Here is a 24,571-nt window from a genome sequence, read left to right on the forward strand (position 1 = left end):
GATTACCGCGCAAAGGGCTGCGCCCAGTTTGACGGACGGGGTACACTTAGCCGTGCAAAAGCCCGGGAACGTCAGCAAAGTCAGACGGTCACGGCGCTTTGAAACAAGGAGTATCAGGATGGCCATCGTTTGGCATGGAACACACCGTATTCGCGGCGGTGAGGAGGGGTGGCGTGCACCCCGATAATCGCGACTTCTTTCCCCTGACCGGCTTTGCCCAGCGCTTCGTCGATCAGCTGGCCCAGTGCCGCGCCCTGGGGGTTCGCACCCTGGAGGGTAGCGAGCACCATGTACTGCTGGAACTGCCCTATCACCGCCGGTTGGTGGGCGATCCGGAAACCGGCGTTATCCACGGTGGGGTGATCACCACCCTGATGGACACCGCTTGCGGTGCCGCAGTGATTTGCGCCCTGCGCCACAAGACCGGCGAGGTTGAGCTCAGCCCCACCCTGGATCTGCGAGTGGATTACATGCGTCCCGCCAAGCCCGAGAAGCCGGTTTACGGCTTTGCCGAGTGCTATCGGCTCAGCTCCGCGGTGGCCTTTACCCGCGCCATCGCTTACCAGGACTCCACTGACAAACCCATCGCCCACGCGGTCGGCTCCTTTATGCTGATCGGCTCCGAGTTGATGACCGAAGAGTTTCGTCGTGCGCTGGAGGGGGGCTAGATGGCGTTTTCTGATCAGATGAAGGCCGCCGCGGCCAATAACGATTACAGCGCGGTTCTGGCGAACGTGCCCTATGCCCAGTTTCTGGGGATGGAGTGCGACCGCTTCGGCGATGAGCTGGTGTTCCGACTGCCGGCGCAGGAATCCAACCTGGGCAACCCGATGCTGCCGGCACTGCATGGTGGGGTGATTGCCGGCTTTATGGAGATGGCGGCCACGGTGCAGCTGATGGTGATGATGCAAACCACCAAGGTGCCGAAGATCGTCGACTTTTCCATCGATTATCTGCGTGCAGGTTATGCTCGAGAGAGTTATTGTGAGTGCAAGATCACCCGTCAGGGCCGACGCGTCGCCAACGTCAGCATCAGCAGTTGGCAGACCAACCGGAAGCAGCCCATCGCCACCGCGCGGGCGCACTTCCTGATCGAGTGACGCCAGACTAAGACAGTTACCGGAAGGATGAACCAGGAATGGTAGGAGGCAGTATGAGAGTCCTCGTTGTGCTTTTTGCCCTGTTTTTGACAGGGTGCAGCTCCATCACCGCCGGGGTGGCGGCGCGCTCAGATCAGCCTCAGCTGCGCATCGACTCCAGCACCGTGGCCCGTGAGGTCAGCATTGAGAAGGTGCAGAAACGCCGGGTGGGGGATCTGCTGCAAGCCTCCGCGACTCTGATCTCCCGGGTCAGCACCGATCGCTACCTGCAGTACAAGATCACCTTCTTCGATATTGACGGGGTGGTGGTGGAGCCGGGCACCTCCAGCTGGCGTCCGGTTAACCTGCATGGCGGCGAGCGCCTGCCGGTGACCCAGACCGCCCGCACCCCCCAGGCGGTGGAGTTTGAGATCTACGTTCGTCGCGCCACCGACGAGTAGCTAAACGCCAACTGAACACACTGGTGAAATTAAATTACATTGCTTTGTGATCATCGTTCATGTTTTGTGTAAACAGCTCAGTACAATGTGCGGCAAATGATGCCCGTTGGGAATGAGCAATCCTAAGGGCAGTCCGATTTCTGACTTAGGAGTGTGAGCAATGATTGATATGGCAGTGGAATTCTCTCCGGCGCTGATGACTACCCCGGTAATGAGCAGCATCGTCACCGGTCTGTTGACCGCCGGCCTGCTGGTTTGGGCCCTGATTGGTTACGACTACGTTCGTGCCGAGACCGCCCCCAAGCTGTGGCAAAAGTAATCAGGCCCTAACGCGGCCCCAATGCGGCAAAAGGCGCTCCCACTCGGGGGCGCTTTTTTTTGTGCGTTGATTCACTAATTTCTTTATACTGTGCGCCGCCACGGGGTGCGCCAACCATCACTGAGTTTTGATGGTAAGGCACTGAGATCCATTGGAAACCCGTTGAACCTGATCCGGATAGTACCGGCGTAGGGATGGTGTTGGTCCAACAGGATGGCGCGCCGCCCTCGCCCTCAAGCATGAGAACCTTCGCGATGCGACGCGCAGCAACAGCCCTGGCGGTCTTGGCCGCCTTCTCCTCCCAAGCCGAAGAGGCGATGGAAACCCTCACGGTCACCGCCGATCTCCGCCAGATGAGCCTGGAGCGTTTGCCCAGCTCCGCCACCGTGCTGGATGCCCAGCAGCTGGAGGACGGCGCCGCCGAGCACTTCGAGCAGGCGCTGGAGCGGATCCCCAACCTCAACTGGTCCGGCGGCAGCTCTCGCCCCCGTTACTTCCAAATCCGCGGTGTGGGGGAGCAGGAGGAGTACCAGGGCGCCCCCAACAGCTCCGTCGGCTTCATCGTTGATGACATCGACCTGTCCGGTATCGGCATGGCCGCCAGCCTGTACGATCTGCAGCAGGTTGAGGTGTTGCGCGGCCCGCAGGGAACCCGCTACGGCGCCAACGCCCTGGCGGGGCTTATCTACCTGAAAAGCCAGGACCCCACCGAAGCGTTCGAGGCCGGCACCGAGCTGACTTTGGGGCAGGACAACCAGCGTACCCTGGGGGCCTTCGCCTCCGGTGCGGCCACCGGTGAGGGTGACCTGCTCTACCGGGTGGCGGTACAGCAGCATCAGCAGGATGGCTTTCGCCACAACGCCTACCTGGACCGGGACGACACCAACGCCCGGGATGAAACCACGGTACGGGCCAAGCTGCGCTGGCTGCCCAGTGACTACTTCCAGGCCGACTTGACCTTCCTCCACGCCAACCTGGATAACGGCTACGACGTCTGGACCCTGGATAACAACGGCTTCACGACCCAGACCGATGAGCCGGGTGTCGACAGCCAGCGCACCAACGGTGCTTCACTGGTGTTGGATTGGCAGGTGAGCGACGCCGTGGTGGCCAAGTCCATCACCAGCTGGGCCAATACCCATGCCCGCCACGCCTACGACGGCGATTGGGCCAACGGCGATTACTGGGCCGGTCTGGAGTGCAAGGAGTATGACGACGACTGGAACGAGATCGGCTCCGGGCCCTGCCAGTACGACTACTTCTGGGACAAGCGCTCGCAGCGCGACACCCTGAGCCAGGAGGTGCGTTTTGCCTCCGCCGAGGCTGGGCGGCTGTTTGCCGGTACCACCGACTGGCTGGTGGGGCTGTATTACAACAAACTGGAAGAACACAACGATCTGGAGAGCTATTACAACGGCTACCCGGATCAGTTCCTGATCAGCGATTACCAGGCCAAGAGCCTGGCGGCCTTTGCCCAGCTGGATAGCCAGCTGGGGCGCTGGGATCTCTCCGCCGGTGTGCGGGTAGAGCGCCGCGATGCCGAGTACCAGGACGACAGCGGTGAGGCGTTTGACCCGGCAGAAACCATGTGGGGTGGACACCTGTCCGCCGCCTACGCACTGCACGCCAACCACAACGCCTACCTGCGCCTGGCCCGGGGCTACAAGGCCGGCGGCTTCAACATGGGCCTACCCCCGGTGCTGGGAGAGGAGCAGGAGTTCAGCTCCGAAACCCTCTACAACTACGAGCTGGGGCTGAAAAGCCGCTGGCTGGATGGCGCCCTGCGCTCCGATCTGGCGCTGTTCTATATGGACCGCCAGGATCAGCAGGTGGAGGCCTCGCTGCAGGACCCGAACAACCCGCAGCGCTTCTTCCTCTACACCAACAACGCCGGGGCCTCAGAGAACTACGGCCTGGAGTGGGAGCTGGCCTGGCAGGCCACCCAGGGCCTGGAGCTCTACAGCAGCCTGGGTTTGCTCAAGGCACGCTACAAGAGCTACCAGCTGACCGAAGCCGATGGCAGCGTCACCGATCTGTCTGGTCGTGAGCTGGCCCATGCCCCCAGCTACCAGTACACCCTGGGCGGCACCTACCGCTCCGCCCAGGGCTGGTTCGCAAACCTCAACCTCAACGGTAAAGACGGCTTCTACTACTCTGACAGCCATGATGCCCAATCCGAGGACTATCAGGTGCTCAATGCCAAGCTGGGCTACGAGGCGCAATCCTGGGGGCTCTACCTGTGGGGCCGCAACCTGACCGACGAGCAGTACGGCGTGCGTGGCTTCTACTTTGGCAACGAGCCGGATCAGGACTGGGCGGAGAAGCTGTACGTACGCCACGGCGATCCCCGCCAGCTGGGCATCACCTTCAACTACCACTTTATGTGAGGACACCCTATGCAACTCTCTGTTGAGATCAGCCTCTATCCGCTCAAGGACAACTACCTGGAGGTCATCAAGTGGTTTATCCAGCGCCTGGATGCCTACCCGGGGGTTCAGCGCCTCACCAACGGCATGAGCACCCAGCTCGGGGGCGACTACGACACCATCATGGCGCTGCTGGCCACCGAGATGAAGGCCGCCCACGCCCAGTGGGGCAAGGGCGTGTTTGTCTGCAAATTCATCCCCGGTGGGGTCAACCTTGACCACAGTGAGTGAGCTTCTCCAGGGGCTGTGGGCCGAGACCCACGCCCTGACCGGCTGGGAAGCGCTGGCGGTGGTGTTGGCCATCGCCTACCTGCTGCTGGCGATGCGCCAGAACCAGTGGTGCTGGGCCGCCGCGGCAGTCAGCACCATCATCTACACCGCCCTGTTTTGGCAGGTGGCGCTGTTGATGGAGTCGGCCCTGAACCTGTTTTACCTGGTGATGGCCGGGGTGGGCTTCTGGCAGTGGCGCTATGGCGGCGGCCAGGGCCAGGGGGTGGCCATGGTCAGCTGGTCCTGGCAACGGCATCTGGGCCTGATTGCCGTGACGGCGCTGGTGGCCCTGGGGCTGGGCTACCTGATGGATACCCGTACCCACGCCGAGCTGGCCTACCTGGATGCGATGACCACCTGCTTTGCCGTGGTCACCACCTACCTGCTGGTGAAGAAGGTACTGGAGAACTGGATCTACTGGGTGGTGATCGATCTGGCCTCCATCTACCTCTACCTGCAAAAAGGCTTTATGCTCAGCTCAGGGCTCTATCTGCTCTACGTAGGGATGGCGACGGTCGCTTACCTGCGTTGGCGCCAGGAGTATCGTCAGTCCGCCAGTTACGCTGAGGTCAGGCTTGCAGGAAGCTGAAATCACCGCACTGTTTCACAGGGCTCGGCCATCCGCCGGGCCCTGTGTCGTTACGCCCATGGCCGGGGCCAGCAGCAACCGGCTCTATCGCATCGCCTGTGATGGCGATGATTACGTGCTGCGGTTGCATCAAGCCGACAATGCCTTTGCCGTGTCGAGGGCCGATGAGCATCGGGCCTGGCAGCTGGCGGCCGAGGCCGGTGCTGCCCCGACGCTGCTGCATTGGAGCGACAACCCGCCTTTCTCCCTGGCCCGCTATGGTGGCGAATCGGTCACGCAGCCAGCGCTGCCGGCACTGCTGGACCTGCTCGAGCGATTGCATCGCTTGCCGGTCAAAGCCAAGCCTTTGCCATACGCTGATCTGATTGAGTGCTACCTGTCGGGGCAGCAAACAACGGAACTGGATTCGTTTTTACGACTCTTACCTGTATGGCTGTCGTCACTAAACGGTAGTGGCGTATCGCCAGGATGGTGCCATCATGATCTGCATGAGGGTAATCTGCTGTCGCCAGAACCGGGACGTCTGTGGGCAGTGGATTTCGAATATGCTGGCTTCGGCCACCCCTACCTGGACCTGGTGGCGGTGTCGGTGAACTGGCCCGCTGGTCGGCAACGTACCTTGCTGTATGCCTACTGCCAAGCACGGGGCCTGCAGGCCAACGCACCGGAGCTTAAGGCATGGCAGGGGGCGCAGGGGATCTACTGGCTGCTGTGTGCAGCCTGGGCGACCCGCATGCCAGGGCCGCAGGCGCGCCGCTGGCGCGTTGAGGCCCTGTCGCAACTGGAGCGGTTAAACGGGAGGTAAGAGTGCTAAGGAAAGTGCTGATTGGGGTTGGATTACTGCTGTTAACCGGCTGTTCCACCCGCTTCGTTTACAACTGGCTGGACTGGATCATCCCCTGGCAGGTGGACGATTACGTCACCCTGAACAAGGCCCAGGAGAAGCAGCTGGATGAGATGATCGACCGCAACCTCGGCTGGCACAAGGCCGAGGAGCTGCCGCGCTACATGGAGCACCTGGAGGTGCTGCGCCAGGACGTGGCGGAGCCAATGGCACCGGAGCACATCCAATCCCACCTCGACCTCAGCGCCGCCCACTGGGACCGTCTGTTTGACCAACTGCTGCCGCAGCTGGTGCCCTTTATCCAGTCCTTTTCCGATGAGCAGGTGGCGGAGATCGTCGCCAAGGCCCGAGAGGAGGAGGAGGAGCTGCACGAGAAGTACGCCGACATGACGCTGGAGAAGCGGATCAAGCGCTCCAACAAACGGATGGAGAAGTCGGTACGCAAGAAGATCGGCAAGCTGACCAAAGAGCAGAAGGCGATCATCCACGACTACAATGAGAACCGTCACAGCACCCTGGATCTTTGGTTGAGCTACCGCGAGGTCTGGCTTGACCGCTTCATCGCCGCGCTGGAGAACCGTCAGGATGGCGAGGCGCTGGCGTCGGAGCTGCGGGTCCTGATGGTGGAGCCGGATACCCTTAAGTCGGAGCAGTACATGGAGCTGATTGAGGATAACCAGCGCCGATTCACCGCCGGCATGGCCGCCATACAGCAGAGCATGACGCCGAAGCAGCACCGACGACTGCAGCGGGAGCTGGGCAAGATGCACGACGATTTTCTTTACCTGGCGCAGCGATAACAACGGCAGTGCAACAAGTTGTGGTCTGTGTCGGTCTCTGGTTAAAGACTTCAGCTTTTGGCGAAACGGGACAATCACCATGCAGGCACTGATCCAAACCTGGCAGCGCGTCTTTGCGGCCACCCAATCCCTCGAGGGGCTCGCGCCCCTGGCGATCCGACTCTACCTGGCCCCGGTCTTTATGCAGGCGGGCTGGAACAAGTTCTCCGCCTTCTCCGACACCGTGGCGTGGTTTGGCAACCCGGAGTGGGGCCTGGGGCTGCCGTTTCCCACCCTGATGGTGATCCTGGCCGCCGGCACCGAACTGGTTGGCGGCTTGCTGTTGATCCTGGGCCTGTTTACCCGGCTGATCAGCCTGCCGTTGATGGTCACCATGTTGGTGGCGATCTTCGCGGTGCACTGGAGCAACGGCTGGCTCGCCATCGCCGACACCAGCTCCTGGCTGGCCAATGAGCAGGTAATGGCCTCAGCGGAGAAGCTAGAGCGGGGCAGGGCGATCCTGCAGGAACATGGCAACTACGACTGGCTCACCAGCTCTGGCAATTTTGTCATCCTCAACAATGGCATCGAGTTTGGTGCCACCTACTTTGTGATGCTGCTGGCGCTCTACTTCCTCGGTGGTGGTCGCTACACCAGCCTCGATTACTTCCTTTCCCGTAAGGCCAGCTGAGGCCCTAAGCCTCATGTCCGAAACTGGCTAGTCTGAGATGCCGTCGGCGGTTATGCTGACGGCATGAAGATTGATACCTCCCCCACACTCTGTTCAGAGCAGTGCCGACAGGCGCGACTGGCACGGGATGTGCGCTTTGACGGCCGCTTCTTCACCGGGGTGTTCAGTACCGGGATCTACTGTCGACCCGTGTGCCCGGCCACCCCGCCCAAGGAGAAGAACGTCGGTTACTTCCCCAGTGCCGCCGCGGCGGAGCAGGCCGGACTGCGTCCCTGCCTACGCTGTCGGCCAGAGCTGGCGCCTCTGCGCAGCGACTGGCGAGCCCATCAGCCGCGGCTGCACCGGGCGGTGCAACTGTTGCTGGCCGGTGAGGCCAGCTCCATCGCCGAGCTGGCCGAGCGCAGCTTCGTCAGCGAGCGTCAGCTGCGACGCTTGTTTGTTCAGCACCTCGGCGCGGCGCCGTTGCAGTTGCTCGCCACCCAGCGTCTGCTCAATGCCAAGCGTCTGCTGACAGAAACCGCTATGGCGGTGACCGATGTGGCCTACGCCTCCGGCTTTGCCAGTGTGCGTCGCTTTAACGACGCCTTCGTCGCGGCCTACCGGCTCAGCCCCAGTGATTTTCGTCGCCAGCAGGGCCAGGCCAGCTCGAGCCTGACCCTGCGCTTGCCCTACCGTCCACCGCTGGATTACCCGGCGATGCTGGCGTTCTTTGCCAAACGGGCGGTTACCGGGTTGGAGTGGGTCGAACAGGACAGCTACTACCGCCGACTGGGGCCAGACAGCGAGATGCGCATAGCTCCGGGTCGGGCCGATGAGCTGACGCTCACCCTCAGCGGTGTAGAACCGGCCAATATTCCCGCCATCTTGCAGCGGGTGCGGCGGATGTGGGATTTGGACGCTGAACCCTCCGCCGTTCTGGCGCCGTTATCGGCGGATCCGGTATTGGCGGCCTCCCTTGAGCAGCATCCAGGTGTGCGCTTGCCCACCTACTGGAGCGGCTGGGAGGCCCTGGTGCGTGCGGTGATTGGCCAGCAGGTCTCGGTGGCCGGCGCCGTGACCCTGGTGGGGCGGCTGGTGGCGCGCAACCAGGCGGCCGGGGGCTGGGGCTTGCCCTCGCCAGAGCAGTTGCAGCAGTTAGATCTGACCGGGCTGGGCATGCCCACCGCCCGCATCGCCGCATTGCAGCGGGTAGCGGAATTGGGACCGGCCGAGCAGTTTGAGCCCTGGCAGGATCCGGACGCCATCAGTACCCGGTTGCTGGCGCTCAAGGGGATCGGCCCCTGGACCGTCAACTACTGGCGGCTGCGCAGCGGCGCTGATCCCGATGCCTTTCCCGCCACCGACGGGGTACTGGTCAAACAGGCCGAGCAGTTGGGCCTGGCCGACAACAGCCGTCAGCTCGACGCGTTATCCGCCCGCTGGCAGCCCTGGCGCGGCTATGCCGCCAGCCTGATCTGGCAGGGACAATCCTGATAGGAGTAAGAGATGCAATATTGTGAGATCCCCAGTCCCTTGGGGCCGATCTTGGTGGCCGCCGATGACGCCGGATTGCGCTACCTGAGCTTTCAGGCGGGCGCGCAGCCGCTGACACCGCAGCCTCAATGGCAACAGGACCCGGCGCGTTTTACCGAGGTGCGAGCCCAGTTGGCCGCCTATTTTGCCGGCGAGCTGTCTCAGTTTGATCTTCCGCTGGCGCCCCAGGGTACAGAGTTTCAGCGCCAGGTGTGGCAGGCCCTGACCGAGATCCCGTTCGGTCACACCGCCAGCTACGGCGATATCGCCAAGGCCATCGGCCGGCCCAAGGCGGTGCGCGCGCTCGGTGCCGCCAATGGCCGCAACCCCATCGCCCTGGTGATCCCCTGCCATCGGGTGATTGGGGCGGATGGCAGCCTCACTGGCTACGCCGGCGGACTGGCCATCAAGCAGCAGCTGCTCACCCTGGAGCAGGGCAGCGCGGCGGCCATGGCCAGTTAAGCCTGCTGAGGGTATTGCTGCGTGGTCAACGCCAACGCTGCCTTATTAGCAGCTCGAGGTGGCTTAGGGTAAGCTGAGCGCGGTTTACTATTTGATGTCGTCTGGTCTCAGACATGGAGGTTATTTCGTTGAACAACATTGAGTTTTTGCTAAGCCGCCACTCCTCTCCGCGGCTGGTGGCACCGGGTCCGGATCCGCAACAGCTGGAGACCATCCTGCAGGCGGGACTGACTGCACCGGATCATGCCGGGCTCAAACCGTTCGAGTTTATCCTGGCCCAGGACGAGGGGCTGGCGCGGCTGGGGGCGATCTACGTCGAGGCCGCCAAGGCGGACGGTGCCGATGAGGAGGTGCTCAAGCGCGCGGCGCAGCTGCCATTGCGGGCGCCTTTGGTGATTACCGTGGTGGCCAAGGTCACCGAGCATCCCAAGGTACCGAGCATCGAGCAGCACCTCAGTGCCGGCTGCGCCCTGATGCAGATGCAGCAGATGGCACGGGCCCTGGGCCTGGGCGGGATCTGGCGTACCGGCAGCTACGCCACCCATCCCTATGTGCGCGAAGCGCTGGGGGTCAGTGGCGATGATGAGATCGTCGGTTTCCTCTACCTGGGGACCCCCGCCACCGACGGTGCGGCCAAACGCACTACCGATCCGCAACCCTATACGCGCTCGTTGTGACCGGAATGGGCCAGGGCAGCCTGCCCAGGGCGTCCTCATGCAGGCTGCTCAGGTAGAGCCAACGCCCGGACACCACTGCACCTGTGATGTAGGCGTAATGGCCGGAAGGCCCCTGCAGGTTGTGATGGATGACCCCCTGCTCGTCAAACCCCACCAGGTGGCCATAGGGCCGTGCCTGGGGGCGAACAAAGGCGGGCAGGCGCTGCACCACTTTGCGCAGGTAAGGCCAGTTGGAGAGGCTGTCCAGCGGCGCACTGCGCGGTGACACCAACCCCAGCCAGAACAGGCCGTCCGGGCCGGGGTTGAGGTTGTCGGGAAAGCCCGGCAGGTTGCTGATCAGCACCTCGGTCTCACCGGCCCGCTCCCCTTGCAAGTGATGCTTCAGCACCCGGTAACGTCCGGTTTCACTGATCAGCAGCGCCTCACCGGAGGGCAGTACCGCCACACCATTGGCAAAGTTCAGCCCCGTCACCAGCTCCTTCACCTCTTCCCCATCCGGCGAGACGGCCAGGACCCGGCCGCTGCCGCCGTGCTCATTGATGTCCAGCAAGCTGGCCTGGTAGGTGCCGTACTCCGCCGCGGCATGACGCTGGGTCGACTCACTGACGTAGAGGGTGCCGTCCGGGCCGATGGCGACGGAGTTGGCATAGCGCAGCGGCTGCTCGCCGACGTGGGTCAGCACTGGCGTCTGCTCCCCCTCTGCATCGATGCGCAACACCCCCTGGAAGGCATCGGCGACGATAAGATCGCCCTGGACATCAAAGGCCATCCCCAGCGGCCGGCCGCCGGTGTTCACCCAGGTCTCAACCTGGCCCCGTGCATTGAGCCGATCGATGGCACCGGACAGCATCGCCATGTGGACTTGCCCCTCGGGGCTGACCGCCAGCATCTCAGGCCCTTCATCCTGAAGACGCAGTCGCTGTACGTTGTCCAGCACGGTGTTGGCTTCGAAAGGCGGCAGGTAGCCACGGTTTTTCGGTGCCTGCCAGGCGACAGGATCGATAGGGACCGGCCAGAAGAGCAGATAAGCCAGGCTGACCACGGCCAGGACCAGAAGCGATGCCTTCATTTTTAAGATCCTAAAAGTAAATGAAAAAAACTTGAGTTAAAGTAAGGTTAACACCAAATTTTCATTTCATTATCCAATGTGAGCCCGAAGTCGACGGCTACAATGGAGATTACAGATTTTGGGGGGAGGTTCGCCGGTGGATTGGAAGGCAACGTGGCAGAAGCGTTCGGTGCGTTGGTCGGTGTACGGAACGGTACTCTTTGTGCTTTACCTGTTGCTGGCGGGACTGGGTTTACCGGCCCTGATCCAGTCACAGGGCCCCAAGTGGGTAGACCAGAACCTGGCCGGCAAGCTCAGCCTGGGCGATGTCCGCTTTCACCCCCTGCACTGGATCCTGACCGTCGAGCAGGCGGAGCTGGTGGATGAGCAAAGCGAACTGGTGGCCGAAGTGGGCCGCCTCACCGTTGACCTGGACCCCTGGCGCTCGCTGTTCAGCTGGAGTGGCCGTACCCGCTACATCGGCATCGAAGAACCCAAGCTGATACTACGCTCCTATCCCGAAGGCGACACCAACCTCAATCGCCTGGTTGCCCCGCTCTCGGCCAATGCCGAACCCGCTCCCGAGCCCAGCCCCGAGGAAGAGTCCGGCATGCCGGCACTCATCTTTGATGATATCGCCCTGGTCAATGGCGGTTTCGAATACCATCACAATGATCAACTGGACCTGGCCTTTGGCCAGCTCAGCATCACCGCTGAGGATCTGCACCTGGCGGGGCAGGGCAACCAGATCAAGCTGGCCCTGACCGGCCCCGGCGGAGGCCAGGTGGACATCGATGCCGCCGCGACCTTTGCCCCGCTGGCACTGCAGGCCAACCTGGGCCTGCACAACGGCGATGCGGTGCGCTTTTGGCCGCTGTTGGCTCACCAGTTCCAGTTTGACCTGGACAGCCTCAAGCTGGACTTTGATGCCCGGATTGAGGCCAAACAACCCGCCGAAGGACCACTGCAACTGCAGCTCAGTGACGGCCTGCTTGTATTGCGCGAGCTGGCCATCAGCCATGATAAGGCCGAGGTGCTGGCACTGGAGCAACTGCAGGTGCAAGAAATCGAGGTAGGGCTGATTGAACAGGCGGTCACCATCCGCAGCGTCGATCTGCAAAATGGCAGCCTGCAGGCCAAGCTGCTGGAGCAGGGAGTCGACCTGGCCGAGATCTTTACCCCGGTTGCCAGTGAGGAAGAGCCGCAGGCTGAACCTGAACCGGCCAACGCGTCAGACGAGGCCGCCGCCCCCTGGACGGTGGAGCTGAGCCAGTTCAACCTTAAGGCGTTCACCACCACCTTGCAGGATGCCACCATGGCGCCGGAGCCCGTGGATTGGGTCCTGACGGTGGACAGCCTGGAGCTGGGGCCGCTGGGGACGGATCTCTCCGTGCCCGTGCTGGTGGATCTGGATGCCTCCATCAACGAGCAGACCGAGCTCTTTGTGGATGGCGAAGCGGTGATTGAGCCCCTGAGCCTGGCGCTGGAGATCGATCTCAAGGAGTTCCTGCTCAAGGACACCATCCCCTATTGGGAGGAGATGATTGCGCTGGATCTGAGCGACGGCCGCTTTGGCACCAAAGGCAAGGTGACCCTCACCGAGGTCGAGCCGTTGACCGCACAATACCAGGGCGAGATCAGCGTCTCCGACCTGATCACCAAAGACAAGAAGGCCGGGCGGGACTTCGTCAAGTGGAAGCAGCTGACGGTACAGGCATTGGATGTTACCACGGTGCCGCTGGCCCTGAGCATCGACACCATCGATATTGTCGAGCCCTATGCCCGGGTGATCATCAACGAAGATGGCAGCACCAACCTCAGTGAGCTGACCGCCACCGATGAAGAGGGCGGAGAAGAAGAGGGCGGCGAAGCGGCTGACAAGGGCGACGAGCCATCCGCGGGGCAAGCAGAGAGCGCACCGGTGGAGGCAACGGCCTCTACCGAGCCGGCCGAGGCGGAAGCCAGCAGCGAGCCCATGGCCATCGCCATCAACACCATCAAGCTCAGTGATGGCGGCGCCTTCTTCGCCGACAACACCCTGACCCCCCGCTTTGCCACAGGCATCGAGACCCTGGGAGGCAGCATCACCGGGCTCAGCTCCGAGCAGGAGCAGCGAGCCAAGGTAGACATCGAAGGGGCGGTGGACCGCTACGCCCCGATGAGTCTCAGAGGTGAGATCCAACCCCTGGCGCAGAAGCAGTTCCTCGACCTGGCGCTGGACTTCAACAACATCGATCTCACCACCCTGAACACTTACTCCGGTACCTACGCCGGCTACTTTGTCGACCAGGGCCAGATGGACCTGGCACTGAACTATGCCCTGGATGGTACTGCACTGAAGGGCAACAACAAGGTGGTGCTGGATCAGCTCAAGCTGGGCCAGCGCAGCGACTCCGAGCAGGCCACGGATCTGCCGGTGGCGCTGGCTATTGCGCTGATGCAGGACAGCAACGGGGTGATCGATCTGGACCTGGCGGTCGAGGGCGATCTGGAGGATCCCAGCTTTGCCATTGGCCCGGTGATCGCCGAGGCACTGGGCAACATGATCGCCAAGCTGGTTACCGCCCCCTTTGCCCTGCTGGGTAGCCTGGTGGGTGGTGAGGAGCCACCCAATCCGGAGGTGAGCTTTGCCCCCGGCGAGTCCACCATCGGTGAGGACCAGAAGGCCGACATGAACCGCATCGTTAAGGCGATGGAGCAGCGGCCGCAGCTGAGCCTGTCGGTGATTGGCGCCATCGATCCGGCCACCGACAGTGAGGCTCTGGCGGCCCCCATCCTGGCTCAGCAGCTGGGCTTTGAAGAGGGCTTTGACCTGGCGGATCTGCCCCGCGGCGGCCAGAAAGCGCTGATTGAAGCGTTTGAAGCCCAGGCCGGTGATGGTCAGGCGGAGGTGATCCTCGACCAGGCCGAATCGGAAGAGGTGGGCAACCAACGCATGTACCAGGCGCTGCTGGACAACATCGATGTTTCCAATGACGCCCTGGGCGACCTGGCCCAGGCTCGGGCAGACCAGGTCAAGGTGGTGCTGACCGAGGAGTTTGGCATGGCCCAGAGCCGGGTGTTCGTGCGGGAGAGTAAGGTCAACCTGGAGAAGCGTGGCAGCAAGGCGGTGATGTCGCTGGAAGCCACCCAGTAGCCTACCAATTTTCACCAGCTAATCAGCCCGATGCCCATGGTATCGGGCTTTTTTCTTGTTGTTTCTCATATTGTTAAGTCCGGCTTAATCGGCATTTAAGGTGATGCTGCTCACTGCGTTCTCACCCTGGGGAGGCCGGGATGAAAAGATTTCGGCATCATTGGCGGCCAACAACCAGCGTCACAGGTGACTTTCTATCGAAGGTGACTGGGGTGCCCCACCAATTCCCCTGATTGATGAGGACTTTATGCTTAAAACGATCCTTAAGGTAATGACCGGTATCGCGCTGTTCGTCGCCGGGGTCGCGTTCTTTATGCAAGGCAGCACCATTCATGGAACGGAGATCCAGGAATTCGACCAGATGCCCACCATTTTGCCACTGATGGAGTCCACCGCCTTTGTCGGGGTGATTGTGATGATAACCCTGGCGGTGATGGTGTATGTGCTTTACCTGCTTTGGCAACTGCACGAGGCCGGCGTGCACAAGGCACAGCGCAATATGCAGCAGCACGTTGAGGTGGTGTTCATCCTCTCGTTGTGTGGCCTGTTTATCGCCAAGGTGTTCTGGGTGGCGGCGCTGGTGATCGCCTTTACCAACTGGAGTGCGATGGCCGATTCCGCCGTTGCCCTGGTCAAACGCTTTAAGGAGGCCTGAGCATGAAAGAGATTATGTTGCCCTACATCCTGGTGTGCTGGGTTCTGGTGAAAACCGGCGTGGTACGTTGGACCCTAGCCAACGCCGTGCGCATGGTGGGCCTGGGGGCGCTGCTGGCGTTCTCCCTGTTCACCGCCTCCCGCTACTGGTCACCGGTGGATCTGACCAACAGCACCACGGTAAAGGCGCCGCAGACCATCCTCAGCCCGCTGGTGCAGGCCCGGGTTGACCAGGTTTACGTTGACCATAACCAGAAGGTAAAGGCTGGGGACCTGCTCTACACCCTGGAGGATGACAACCTCAGCGGTCAGATCCAGGCGACTAAGGCGCAGAAGCTGGCGGTCAATGCTCAGATCGATGCCTTGGCAGTACAGCGCCAGAACGATCTGGAGCGACTGGATCGTCGTCTCAACACCCGCGAGTTCGTTAGTGATGAAGAGGTGGAGGACCTGCGCGCCAGCATCGCCGTGGCGGAGGCGCAGATCGCCAGCCATGAGGCCACCAAGCAGGAACTGCTGGCCAACAAGTCGGTGCTGCGCTACGAGCAGGGCAAGCGGGCGATCTACGCCCCTCACGATGGCCAGATCAGCACGGTGAACATCAACACCGGCAGCCTGACCGGTAACATGCATCTGTACGATCTGGACAAGCGCTTCCTGGAGATGCGTCTGGCTGATCAGGCCTACGGCTTCGTGCGCCCGGGCCAGTTTGCCGAGTTCTATGTGGATGCCTACCCCGGCCACGTATTCCGTGCCAAGGTACACAGTATCCGTGCCGGTACCGGTGAAGCCGCGGTTCGGGTTTTGGCGGGGGACACCCACGTCCGTCAGCACGTGGGCAATAACGCCGGCAACCACGGTCGTACCGTGATCCTGGAGTTCTATGAGCCCGAGGGCTTTGATATCCCCATCGGTGCCACCGGCGCGGCCTGGATCTCCGCCGACAAGCCTCACAGCGCCCTGGGCTTTATGGACATCATCGGTGCCGCAATCGTGCGTTTGCAATCGATGAAGGCCTACCTCAACGCACTGTAACCCTGAGCTGGTTTTGAAGAGGGATGCCCATGAAACGCAAAACGCGTAAGCCGATGCCGGTGAATCTGGTTGAGATACTGCGCATCAGCGTGGTGGCCATCGTCATGGGGTTTGGCCTGTTTGTGCTGCTGCGCCGTACATTGGATAGCCCCATCCTGGCGATGCTGTAACCCCGAAAAGGCCGCTTGTTCTCAAGCGGCCTTTTTTCTTTCCTGTCCGAGATAAGCCGGGTTACTCGTCCGGGTTGCCTCGCCAGATCTTGTAGCCCTTTTGCATCATCGCCTTGCCCAGCAGGTGCGCCGCCACAGGCGCGGTGATCAGGATAAAGAACAGGATGCTGACGATGCGGGAGGTGACCGTCACCTCCTGCAGCGTGATGGCCACCGGCAACAGCAGAAACGCCAGCCCCACGGTGCCGGCCTTGGTGGCGGCGTGCATGCGGATGAACAGGTCCGGCAGGCGCAGCAAGCCGACACTGGCGACGATGACGAAAAAGGTGCCAATCAACAGGCAAACGGCGGACAGGAAGGCACTCATGCGCGGGGCTCCTCGTCACTCTTGGCGATAAAGCGGGCAAAGGCGATGGTGCCGAGAAAGGCCACCAGCGCCAGGGTGATCGCCACATCCAGGAACGACTCCTGGCCGCTGTCCAGGGTGTAGACGGCGATAAAGCCAATGGTGAGAAAGGCGATCATATCCAGTGCCACCACCCGGTCGGCTAGGGTCGGCCCCTTGACCAGCCGCACCAGCGCCAGGGTAAAGCTCAGCAGCAGGCCGGTGTAGGCGAAGGTGATGGCAAGGGCGAGAAACTCAGTCACGGGTCACCTCCAACAGCTTTTTCTCCAGGCCGTTTTTGATCTCGTCGATCACCTCGGCGTGGTCTGCAGCAAACATGGCGTGGATCACCAGGTATTTGCGGTCTTCGCTGACGTCCAGGCTCAGGCTGCCCGGGGTCAGGGATAAAAGGTTGGCCAACAGGGTGATCTCCAGATCGCTGCTGGCGGTCAGGGGCACATGAACGATGTCGGGTTCACTGAGGTGGGTGGGGGTCAGCACGTCCCACACCACCCGCATCACCGAGACGATCATCAGGTAAAGGAAATAGAACAGCAGCTTGACCGCCGCCTGGGTGCGCTTGAAGTAGCTGGTGCTCAGGCCAAAGGGCTGGCTGAGCGCCAGCGCCAGGTAGCCCACGCCGTAACCGATAAGAAAATCCAGGCCGCTGTAGGCGCCGTTGACCAGCATCCAGGCGACCGCCAGAAACAGATTCAGCAGGAAGTAGGTCATGGTTGAGGCTCCAGCACCGCTTGGATGTAGGCCTGCGGGTCGAGCAGCTGCTCAGCCGACTGCATGGCGATGCGGTAAAACGGTTCTGCCACGGTGCCGATCACCAGGGTCATCAGTGCCAGGGTGATGATAGGGGCCAGGTAAAGCCGGCGGTCACGTTTCGACAGCGCCTCCGGCTCTCCCTCCGAAACAGGTGCTGGTTTCCAGAACGCTTCGTGCCAGATCTTGGTCATGGAGAACAGGGTCAGCAGGCCCACCGCCAGTGCCGTCCCCGCCAGCAAAAACTGCTCGGTTTGCAGGCTGGCCTTGATCACCAGGAACTTGCCCCAGAAACCGGACAGCGGCGGAAAGCCTGCCAGCGAGAAGGCGGGGATCAGGAACAGCAGCGCCAGACCCGGTGAGGCGCGGTACAGTCCCCCCACGTCCGCCAGTTCGTCGGTGCCAAAGCGGCGCTGGATCACCCCGCCAATCAGGAACAGGTTGGCCTTCACGATGATGTGGTGGATGAGGTAAAAGATCGCCCCGGCCAGCGCCAGCGGGGTAAACAGCGCCAGCCCCATCAGCATGTAGCCGATCTGGCTGACGATGTGAAACGACAGGATTCGCTTGATGCTGTACTGGCAGGCCGCCCCCAGCACACCGGTGAGCATGGTTAGCCCTGCGACGGTGATCAGCAGCGGCTGCCATTGCCCCTGGTCCAGAGGGAAGACCAGGGTAAACAGGCGGATAAGGGCGTACACCCCCACCTTGGTCAGCAGCGCGGCAAACAGTGCCACCACGCCACTGGGCAGGGTGTGGTAGGAAGCGGGCAGCCAGGCAAACACCGGGAACAGCGCCGACTTGATGGCGAAGGCAAACAGGAACATCGCGGTCAGCAGGGCGGCGGTGGCGCCGGGCAGGGCAGCGGCCTTGGTGTGCAGATCCGCCAGGTTGAGGGTACCTGTGGCGCCGTACAGCAGGCCAATGGCCAGCAGGAAGAACAGGGTGGAGATCAGGTTCAGCACCACATAGCGCACTGCACCGCGTAGCTGCTGGCCCTCGGCGTCCAGCACCATCAGGCCAAAAGAGGCGATCAGCATCACCTCGAACCAGACATAGAGATTGAAGATGTCGCCGGTAAGGAAGGCGCCGGCCACCCCTGCCAGCAGTACCTGGAACAGCACCTGGTACAAGCCATAGCTGGGCTTGTTCCAGATGTCGGCGGCACCATAGATAACGATGGCCAGCCCCACCAGGGTGGTGATCAGCGCCATGGCAGCACCCAGTAGGTCGGCTACAAAGACGATGCCAAAGGGCGCCGCCCAGCTGCCAAAGGCCACCGCCTGTGGGCCCGCGCTAATCACCTGTTGCATGAGCAAGATGGCGGCCAACAGCGACAGCGCAGAGCTGACCAGGCACAAAGCGGTGATCGTTTGCGGACGATGGCGCAGGAAGTAGCCGATGCTGGCGCAGGCCAGCGGCAGGATGACGGGTAGGGTCAACCAGAGTCCGCTCATGGGCCCTCACTGTCGCTGTCGGACATGCCATCGATGTCGGCACTGTCACTTTGGCGGAAGGCACGGAAACAGAGCATCAGGGCAAACACCAGCAGGCCAAAGCCGATGACGATGGCGGTCAGGATCAACGCCTGGGGCAGCGAGTTGGCGGCCCCCTCCGGCGGCAGCAGGGCATCGGCGGCGATCAGTGGTGGCACCCCCGGGGTCAGCCGGCCGGCGACAAAGATGGCCAGGTTGATGGCGTTGCTGAGCAGGATAAGGCCAAAGATCACCCGCAGCACATGGCGCTCCAGCATCAGGTAGATGCCCGCGGCAACCAGCGCGCCCGCCACCAGGCTCCATAGCGTCTCCATCAGTCCATCTCCTCGTTGATGCGCAGCAGGATCCCCAGTACCGCACCGAACACCGCCAGGTAGACCCCCAGGTCAAACAGCAGTGGGGTGCCCAGCGGCAGTACCGCTTTCCACCACAAGCCGGTGAGGAAGGGTTGATCGGCCATCAGGCTGAGGGTGCCGGCCAGCAGGGCTGCCAACATGCCGCACAGGGCGATGTGCACCGGCGAGAGGCGCAGCCTTTGGCGTACGTAACGGGCGGACTCGGCCAGCATCAACAGGGCGAAGCCGATCACCGCGATCAGGGCGCCAATAAAGCCCCCGCCGGGCGCATTGTGGCCACGCAGCAGCAGGTAGAGCGAGAACATCAGCATGATCACCACCACCACATGGGCGGTGGTTTGAAAGATGAGGGAATCGACCCGGTTGCCGCCGCGGCGCTGGCTGCGCAGCAGCGAGATGGAAGCGATGGCGGCGATCACCACCACCACCACCTCGCCGAAGGTATCAAAGGCACGAAAGTCCACCAGGATGACATTGACGATGTTGCGGCCGTGACCACCGGGTACGCTGTTTTGGGCGAAGAACTCGGTCAGACGGGGATCCATTGGCAGGCTCACCACACTGTTGAGCAGCAGGGTCACGCTGAGGCCGATGGCCAGGGCCAGCCCGGCGTTGAGCAGGCGCCGCCGGGGCGGGTGCGCAGATACGCTGTCGAGGCTGGGCAGGTAGCGCAGCAGCAGCATCAGGATCACCACCAGCAGGGTTTCCACCAGCAACTGGGTTTTGGCCACATCCGGTGCGCTGTAGAGCATAAAGATCAGGGTGGAGAGAAAACCCACCATCCCCAGTGCGGCGATGGCCAGCAATTTAGAGCGGGCCAGCAGACAGGCTGCCACCGCCGCCAACAGCAGCAGTGCCAGTGCCACTTCGTAGAACGCCAGTTGTCCCAGCGGGGGCAACAGGCTCCAGGACAAGCCGGACAGCGGCCACAGTAACAAGGCGGCGATCACCGCGAAGAACATCAACACCGTCATGCTCAGGGTGCGCGGCTGCAGCAGGGCGGTTTGCCAGCGGCCCAGGCGCTGCATGCCATCCAGCAGCTGTTGATAGGCCGCAGGCCCTTGGGGCAGGGGCTGGATAACGCTGGCGATCCCCCGGCTGAGGGGCAGGAAGTAACGGTATGCCACGCCTCCCAGTAGTAGCGTCAGGGCGCTGAGCAGCAGCGGCAGGTTCCAGCCCTGCCATAGTAGCGCGGTGACCGGCGCCTGCTCCGGGGCGATCGCCAGGCTTCCTGGCGTCAGGATCTGGCTTTGCATGGGCCCGAGCATCAGTGCCGGCAGCAGCAGACTCAACAGCGCCAGCAGCAGCGCCGGCAGCCACAAGCCCCAGTCCCGCTCAATCGGCTTGGTCAGGGTGCTGTCTGCTTTGCTATCGCTGGCCTGCTGGCCCAGGAAGGGCTTGGACACCACCGCCAGGGCCAGCACCACCATCATCACATTGGCCAGCATCACCAGTAGTGATGGCAGCAAGCCCACCCCCAGTGCTGCCTTGTACATGTACTCCTTGCTGAGAAAGCCCATCAGCGGCGGCAGGCCCGCCTTGGACAAGGCAGCCAGTACCGCCGCCGAAAAGCTCAACAGCAGCACCGGGCGCAGTCCGGCCAGCTGGCGATAATCCCGGGTGCCGGTAGCCTTGTCGATGTTGCCCACCACCATAAACAGGGCGGCCTTGTAGAGTGCATGGGCCTGGATAAACAGCAGGGCGGCAGTGATGGCGTAGTCGGTACCCAGCGCCAGCAGCATGGTGAGTTTGCCCAGTGCAGTGTTGGTGCTGTAGGCCAGCATCAGCTTGAGATCGGTCTGCTTCAGCGCCAGGATGGCCGACCATATCGCGGTGATCCCACCCAGGGTCAGCAGGCTGTAGAACCACAGATCGGAATGGGCGTAGACCGGAGAGAGCCTTGCCAGCAGGTAGATGCCCGCCTTGACCATGGTGGCGGAGTGCAGGTAAGCGCTGACCGGGGTGGGGGCGGCCATGGCACCAGGAAGCCAGAAGTGAAAGGGGAACTGGGCAGACTTGGTGATACCCCCCAGCAGCACCAGCACCATGGAGGGCAGAAACAGCGGGTGTGATTGCAGCTCGGGGGCCTGCTGGAGGATCTGGGAAAGTCGGTAGCTGCCGGTCATCTCACCGAGCAGGATCAAGCCGGCCAGCAGTGCCAGTCCGCCAGCACCGGTCACCAGCATCGCCTGCAGGGCATTGCGCCGGGCGGTGGGGTCTTCGTGGTTAAAACCGATCAGCAGGTAGGAGGTGATGGTGGTCAGCTCCCAGAACACGAACAGCAGGATCAGGTTATCGCTGAGTACCAGGCCCAGCATGGCCAGCATGAACAGGGTCAGGTAGAGGTGGAAGGCCGCGCGCTTGGCCTTGCCGCGCAGGTAGGACAGGGCGTAGACCTGGATCAGGGTGCCGATACCACAGATCAGAAGCACAAACAGGTAGGACAGGCCATCCAGTGCCAGGGCGAGGTTGATCCCCAGCGAGGGCACCCAATCAACAACCCAATAAACCCCCTCGGGACGATACTGCTGCCAGGCCCAGAACAGCAGCAGAGTCGGGAGCAGTGCAAACAGCCCCAGCCAGGCTTGCCGTTGGGGCGGGGAGGGCGTTGGCTCTGGCCGTTCCGTCGTCCGCATAAAGGAGGTGGGGCACACGATATCGTCTCTTCAGCCTAGTTCAGTTCGGCCTTAATCACGGCGATACAGCCCATTAAGAGGCCTGTCAGCAGCTCAGCCCCTTTCTACTCCCAATGTCACTTCAGTCGATCAGTTTTGTTTTCTTGCAGTCCCGCACCCCGCACCCCCGCACTCTGGAGGCGATGCGGGTCATCTGCGTCTGGCAATTCAGCTTGAGGGATATCTAACCGGGGCGAGGAGGTGTGCCTGTTAGCGGGGGGGCGTTCAGTGAGGCGCGACGGGTTCAGGCCGTGACGCAATGGCTGCTGATGCCTTGGTGCGCCAACTGTTGTGCCAGCGCCTGTAATCGAGCGGAGTCGGTTTGCGGCCACTGTCGCCCCGCTTCGCGGACGCCATGGTGGCGGTAGCCATTGAGGCGCAGCGAAATGCTCTGGGGCAGGGCCTTAAGCAGTTCGCACAAGGCGGTGAACTCCGCCTCAGTGTCGTTCAGTCCCTGGACAACCAGCCAGCGCAGCTCGGTCAGTTTTTGTTGGGCTGCGAGGTATTCAATGCTGCGGATGACCCGCTGGGGATCGCGTCCGGTGAGTTGCCGATGCAGCGTGGCCTCCATCGCTTTGATGTCGATCATCACGCCATCACAGTGGGCCAGCAATGCAGGCCAATGCTGCGGCGCCAGCAGGCCGTTGGAATCGATCAGCAGCGACAGGTGCGCACATTGGGGGTCAGCCTTCAGCCTAGCCATCAGCGCCGCCAGGAAGCGGTGCTGGAGGGTGGCTTCACCACCGGAAAAGGTGACGCCGTCCAGCAGAGGCGCATGGGTACGAATGGTGGCCAGCAACGCTTCCACACTGGTGACCTGGCTGCGCGGGTTGCCGCTCCGGGGGCACTGGGAGATGCAGTGGTCGCACTGCTGGCAGCGCTGGGCATCCAGCTGGCGCTGACGGGGCGCACCGGTGGGCGACAGCGCCTGGTTCGGACAGCTTTCCACGCAGCTAAGGCAACCATCACAGTGGCCTATGGTGTGGGGGTTCTGGCAGCCGGGGCAGTCCATGTTGCAGCCTTGCAGGAATACCACCATGCGGCTACCTGGGCCATCGACACAGCTGAACGGCAGGATATGGCTGATCACGCCCAGCAGTGGGTCGGGCATCGCCGCGCGAGGTTGTCTCAACGCCACTGCTCCAGCGGCACGGTTTCGTGGCTGATGATCCGAGCCCGTCGGTCCAGGATCTTGGCAACGTCGACCGCTTCCGCCCCGAGCACGGTGGACTGATGACGTTCGGCGCCCTGGCGCAGCTTGTCGATGTCAGAGCGTTTGACCAGGTAGCCGGTGATCCGCACCAGGTCATTGTTACTGACATTGGCAGTGAAACAGCGCAGCCCCAGCTGCAGCCCGCCCCGGATAAGCCGTGTCAGGGCGGAGGGGTTATTGGCGATGGTCGGCTCCACCACGAAGATGTCGCTGATGCCGGCATCGAAGTAGCGGTGCAGGCGGGCGCAGCGACGGATGTAACTGACCGCATCCGGCTCCTCGCCAATCGGGATCCGGGTGCCGGCGGTCTCCTCGCTGTCACTGGAGATCCCCGACTGGGAGTGGAACATCAGGCGCTCGCCCTGGCAGTGTTTGACTCGATGTTGGCGCAGCTGTTGCTGGTACGCTGCAACGATCTGCTCCGCCAGCACCATCGCTTCCTCATCATGGCCGTAACGACTGTGGCTGCCCTTGGCTTCCAGCAGTTGATTGACCAGTTCCGCCAAGCCATAGATACCAAACATGGCACTGAACCGGTCGAGGCTGATCAGCCCCTCGGTGGCGAGGAAGTTGCCTTGATAGAAGCCGGAGCGCTCCACCAGGAAATCGATGCGGTGGCTCATCGCCTCCACCATCAGCGAGGTGCAGTGGGGCACCGTGTTGGCCAGGTAGTCGTCGATGCTGCCGTCGCACTGGAAGAAGGATTGGCGCAGGTTGAGCCGCATCATGGTGTGGGCCCCGCCGCCGATTGGCAGGGAGTTGTAGCAGCTTACCTGGCCATAATCGCCATCGAAGTCGCGGCTGATCATCTGGTGGTTGGCGATGTGGGGCTTGTTGCAGGCGACGATGTTGTCACTCAACTGGCTGAGCAGATCCGCCGGGGTTACCCCCTCCTGGTAGCGGAAGGTGAGGTTGGGCACCGATTGCGCCAGCTGGGCATCCACCCGCAACACCGAGCGGCCAATGCGGCTGTCCGCCGGACCAAGGTTGGCGTGGACAAAGGAGTCAGGCAGGGTACGGTCGATCGCCTGCCAGAAGCGTCGGATCTTATCGTCCAGTTGCTGGTCGGTCAGTTGGTCGCTGACAAAGGGCTCCAGCAGCTGATCGATATGACCCACAAACACCGGGTAGGTGGTGACCGACGGTACGCTCTGGTAAAGCACCAGCAAGAACTGGATAGCCTCGTCCAGGTTGCTGGGGGCTGCCAGCTCCAGGTACTCACTGCCCAGTTGCAGCGCTTTTTGGTAATCCGGCAGCAGGTAGCGCGGCTTAAACGGCGCGGCGCTTTCGAACATCTCATGCAGCAGCCCCTGCTCGACCGCCTCGGCCACGGCCGGGGAGTAAGAACAGGCCGGCAGCGCCGCTTCCAGGGTTTGGTACAGCGCCAACTGCTTTTGCTGGGGCGTCAGGCTGGGGTTCTGGATCAGGCTCATCGCCTGTTGCTGTAAGGATTCGAGTGACACGGTGGGGCTCAGACAGTGATAGGGATCTACCCACCATTTTATCGAATCACTCACACCACA

General features: G+C 62.2%; 26 protein-coding genes and 1 riboswitch. Of the genes, 17 read left to right on the forward strand and 9 right to left on the reverse strand.

Annotated features, from left to right (window positions below; genetic code table 11):
• The first annotated feature begins 173 nt into the window (after positions 1 to 173).
• From BUC04_RS19880 to BUC04_RS19935, 13 genes are all read left to right on the forward strand, one after another.
• On the forward strand, positions 174 to 668 hold the full coding sequence (locus BUC04_RS19880; RefSeq protein ID WP_234977463.1) for a PaaI family thioesterase: 495 nt from the start codon (positions 174 to 176) through the stop codon (positions 666 to 668).
• Entirely contained in the window at positions 669 to 1,100 is a 432-nt protein-coding gene (locus BUC04_RS19885; protein WP_067661892.1) for a PaaI family thioesterase, read from the forward strand.
• A 53-nt stretch (positions 1,101 to 1,153) separates the two neighbouring features.
• A complete protein-coding gene (locus tag BUC04_RS19890) occupies positions 1,154 to 1,540 on the forward strand; it encodes a YcfL family putative periplasmic lipoprotein (RefSeq protein WP_073326113.1) in 387 nt (128 codons plus the stop codon).
• Between the two features lie 160 nt (positions 1,541 to 1,700).
• Positions 1,701 to 1,859: a hypothetical protein gene (locus tag BUC04_RS24030; protein WP_156480022.1), complete on the forward strand. Its 159-nt coding sequence runs from the start codon at positions 1,701 to 1,703 to the stop codon at positions 1,857 to 1,859.
• 91 nt (positions 1,860 to 1,950) lie between these two features.
• Positions 1,951 to 2,071: riboswitch (TPP riboswitch) on the forward strand.
• A 42-nt stretch (positions 2,072 to 2,113) separates the two neighbouring features.
• Positions 2,114 to 4,246, forward strand: a complete 2,133-nt coding sequence (locus BUC04_RS19895) for a TonB-dependent receptor (protein ID WP_082766735.1) — start codon at positions 2,114 to 2,116, stop codon at positions 4,244 to 4,246.
• A 9-nt stretch (positions 4,247 to 4,255) separates the two neighbouring features.
• The gene (locus BUC04_RS19900; protein ID WP_067662121.1) at positions 4,256 to 4,516 is read left to right on the forward strand and encodes a YkoF family thiamine/hydroxymethylpyrimidine-binding protein; all 261 of its coding nucleotides are present in this window, start codon (positions 4,256 to 4,258) and stop codon (positions 4,514 to 4,516) included.
• Complete coding sequence (gene pnuC / locus BUC04_RS19905) at positions 4,500 to 5,144, forward strand: nicotinamide riboside transporter PnuC (protein WP_082766736.1); 645 nt, start codon at positions 4,500 to 4,502, stop codon at positions 5,142 to 5,144. The genes BUC04_RS19900 and pnuC overlap by 17 nt, the downstream gene beginning before the upstream one ends.
• 58 nt (positions 5,145 to 5,202) lie before the next feature.
• Complete coding sequence (locus tag BUC04_RS19910; RefSeq protein WP_067661903.1) at positions 5,203 to 5,949, forward strand: phosphotransferase family protein; 747 nt, start codon at positions 5,203 to 5,205, stop codon at positions 5,947 to 5,949.
• A gap of 2 nt (positions 5,950 to 5,951) precedes the next feature.
• Complete coding sequence (locus tag BUC04_RS19915) at positions 5,952 to 6,788, forward strand: DUF6279 family lipoprotein (protein ID WP_073326117.1); 837 nt, start codon at positions 5,952 to 5,954, stop codon at positions 6,786 to 6,788.
• 79 nt (positions 6,789 to 6,867) lie between these two features.
• Positions 6,868 to 7,458 (forward strand): HvfX family Cu-binding RiPP maturation protein, encoded by a 591-nt coding sequence (locus tag BUC04_RS19920; protein ID WP_067661907.1) that lies wholly within the window; start codon positions 6,868 to 6,870, stop codon positions 7,456 to 7,458.
• A gap of 63 nt (positions 7,459 to 7,521) precedes the next feature.
• Positions 7,522 to 8,931 (forward strand): DNA-3-methyladenine glycosylase 2 family protein, encoded by a 1,410-nt coding sequence (locus BUC04_RS19925; RefSeq protein ID WP_067661909.1) that lies wholly within the window; start codon positions 7,522 to 7,524, stop codon positions 8,929 to 8,931.
• A gap of 12 nt (positions 8,932 to 8,943) precedes the next feature.
• Positions 8,944 to 9,432, forward strand: a complete 489-nt coding sequence (locus tag BUC04_RS19930) for a methylated-DNA--[protein]-cysteine S-methyltransferase (RefSeq protein WP_067661911.1) — start codon at positions 8,944 to 8,946, stop codon at positions 9,430 to 9,432.
• Between the two features lie 128 nt (positions 9,433 to 9,560).
• A complete protein-coding gene (locus BUC04_RS19935; RefSeq protein WP_067661913.1) occupies positions 9,561 to 10,109 on the forward strand; it encodes an NAD(P)H nitroreductase in 549 nt (182 codons plus the stop codon).
• Here the strand turns inward: BUC04_RS19935 and BUC04_RS19940 are convergent.
• Positions 10,075 to 11,178, reverse strand: a complete 1,104-nt coding sequence (locus tag BUC04_RS19940) for an SMP-30/gluconolactonase/LRE family protein (protein WP_067661915.1) — start codon at positions 11,176 to 11,178, stop codon at positions 10,075 to 10,077. The genes BUC04_RS19935 and BUC04_RS19940 overlap by 35 nt on opposite strands.
• 136 nt (positions 11,179 to 11,314) lie before the next feature.
• Between BUC04_RS19940 and BUC04_RS19945 the strand changes: the two genes are divergently transcribed.
• The 4 genes from BUC04_RS19945 to BUC04_RS24035 all read left to right on the forward strand — a co-directional run bounded on the left by BUC04_RS19945 (position 11,315) and on the right by BUC04_RS24035 (position 16,152).
• Positions 11,315 to 14,293: a DUF748 domain-containing protein gene (locus BUC04_RS19945; RefSeq protein WP_143165809.1), complete on the forward strand. Its 2,979-nt coding sequence runs from the start codon at positions 11,315 to 11,317 to the stop codon at positions 14,291 to 14,293.
• A gap of 247 nt (positions 14,294 to 14,540) precedes the next feature.
• The gene (locus BUC04_RS19950; protein ID WP_067661918.1) at positions 14,541 to 14,948 is read left to right on the forward strand and encodes a hypothetical protein; all 408 of its coding nucleotides are present in this window, start codon (positions 14,541 to 14,543) and stop codon (positions 14,946 to 14,948) included.
• Between the two features lie 2 nt (positions 14,949 to 14,950).
• Positions 14,951 to 15,982 carry an HlyD family secretion protein gene (locus BUC04_RS19955; RefSeq protein WP_067661920.1) on the forward strand — a complete coding sequence of 344 codons (1,032 nt, stop codon included), beginning with the start codon at positions 14,951 to 14,953 and terminating at the stop codon, positions 15,980 to 15,982.
• 29 nt (positions 15,983 to 16,011) lie between these two features.
• Positions 16,012 to 16,152, forward strand: a complete 141-nt coding sequence (locus BUC04_RS24035; RefSeq protein WP_156480024.1) for a hypothetical protein — start codon at positions 16,012 to 16,014, stop codon at positions 16,150 to 16,152.
• Between the two features lie 61 nt (positions 16,153 to 16,213).
• Here the strand turns inward: BUC04_RS24035 and mnhG are convergent, their stop codons facing one another.
• From mnhG to BUC04_RS19995, 8 genes are all read right to left on the reverse strand, one after another.
• Positions 16,214 to 16,519: a monovalent cation/H(+) antiporter subunit G gene (mnhG, locus tag BUC04_RS19960; protein WP_067661922.1), complete on the reverse strand. Its 306-nt coding sequence runs from the start codon at positions 16,517 to 16,519 to the stop codon at positions 16,214 to 16,216.
• Positions 16,516 to 16,800: a cation:proton antiporter gene (locus BUC04_RS19965; RefSeq protein ID WP_067661923.1), complete on the reverse strand. Its 285-nt coding sequence runs from the start codon at positions 16,798 to 16,800 to the stop codon at positions 16,516 to 16,518. Before BUC04_RS19965 ends, mnhG begins: the two co-directional genes overlap by 4 nt.
• A complete protein-coding gene (locus BUC04_RS19970; protein WP_067661925.1) occupies positions 16,793 to 17,269 on the reverse strand; it encodes a Na+/H+ antiporter subunit E in 477 nt (158 codons plus the stop codon). Before BUC04_RS19970 ends, BUC04_RS19965 begins: the two co-directional genes overlap by 8 nt.
• Complete coding sequence (locus tag BUC04_RS19975) at positions 17,266 to 18,765, reverse strand: Na+/H+ antiporter subunit D (protein WP_067661927.1); 1,500 nt, start codon at positions 18,763 to 18,765, stop codon at positions 17,266 to 17,268. The genes BUC04_RS19970 and BUC04_RS19975 overlap by 4 nt, the downstream gene beginning before the upstream one ends.
• Positions 18,762 to 19,118: a Na+/H+ antiporter subunit C gene (locus tag BUC04_RS19980; protein ID WP_067661929.1), complete on the reverse strand. Its 357-nt coding sequence runs from the start codon at positions 19,116 to 19,118 to the stop codon at positions 18,762 to 18,764. The genes BUC04_RS19975 and BUC04_RS19980 overlap by 4 nt, the downstream gene beginning before the upstream one ends.
• Positions 19,118 to 21,814: a hydrogen gas-evolving membrane-bound hydrogenase subunit E gene (mbhE, locus tag BUC04_RS19985; protein WP_200804711.1), complete on the reverse strand. Its 2,697-nt coding sequence runs from the start codon at positions 21,812 to 21,814 to the stop codon at positions 19,118 to 19,120. The genes BUC04_RS19980 and mbhE overlap by 1 nt, the downstream gene beginning before the upstream one ends.
• Before the next feature lie 265 nt (positions 21,815 to 22,079).
• Positions 22,080 to 22,967, reverse strand: coding sequence for a YjjW family glycine radical enzyme activase (locus BUC04_RS19990; RefSeq protein WP_143165810.1), 888 nt, complete (start codon positions 22,965 to 22,967; stop codon positions 22,080 to 22,082).
• A complete protein-coding gene (locus tag BUC04_RS19995; RefSeq protein ID WP_143165811.1) occupies positions 22,964 to 24,511 on the reverse strand; it encodes a YjjI family glycine radical enzyme in 1,548 nt (515 codons plus the stop codon). The genes BUC04_RS19990 and BUC04_RS19995 overlap by 4 nt, the downstream gene beginning before the upstream one ends.
• Positions 24,512 to 24,571 lie beyond the last annotated feature (60 nt).

Origin of the sequence: Ferrimonas marina, assembly GCF_900129905.1 — a bacterium.
GTDB classification, from domain to species: Bacteria; Pseudomonadota; Gammaproteobacteria; order Enterobacterales; family Shewanellaceae; genus Ferrimonas; species Ferrimonas marina.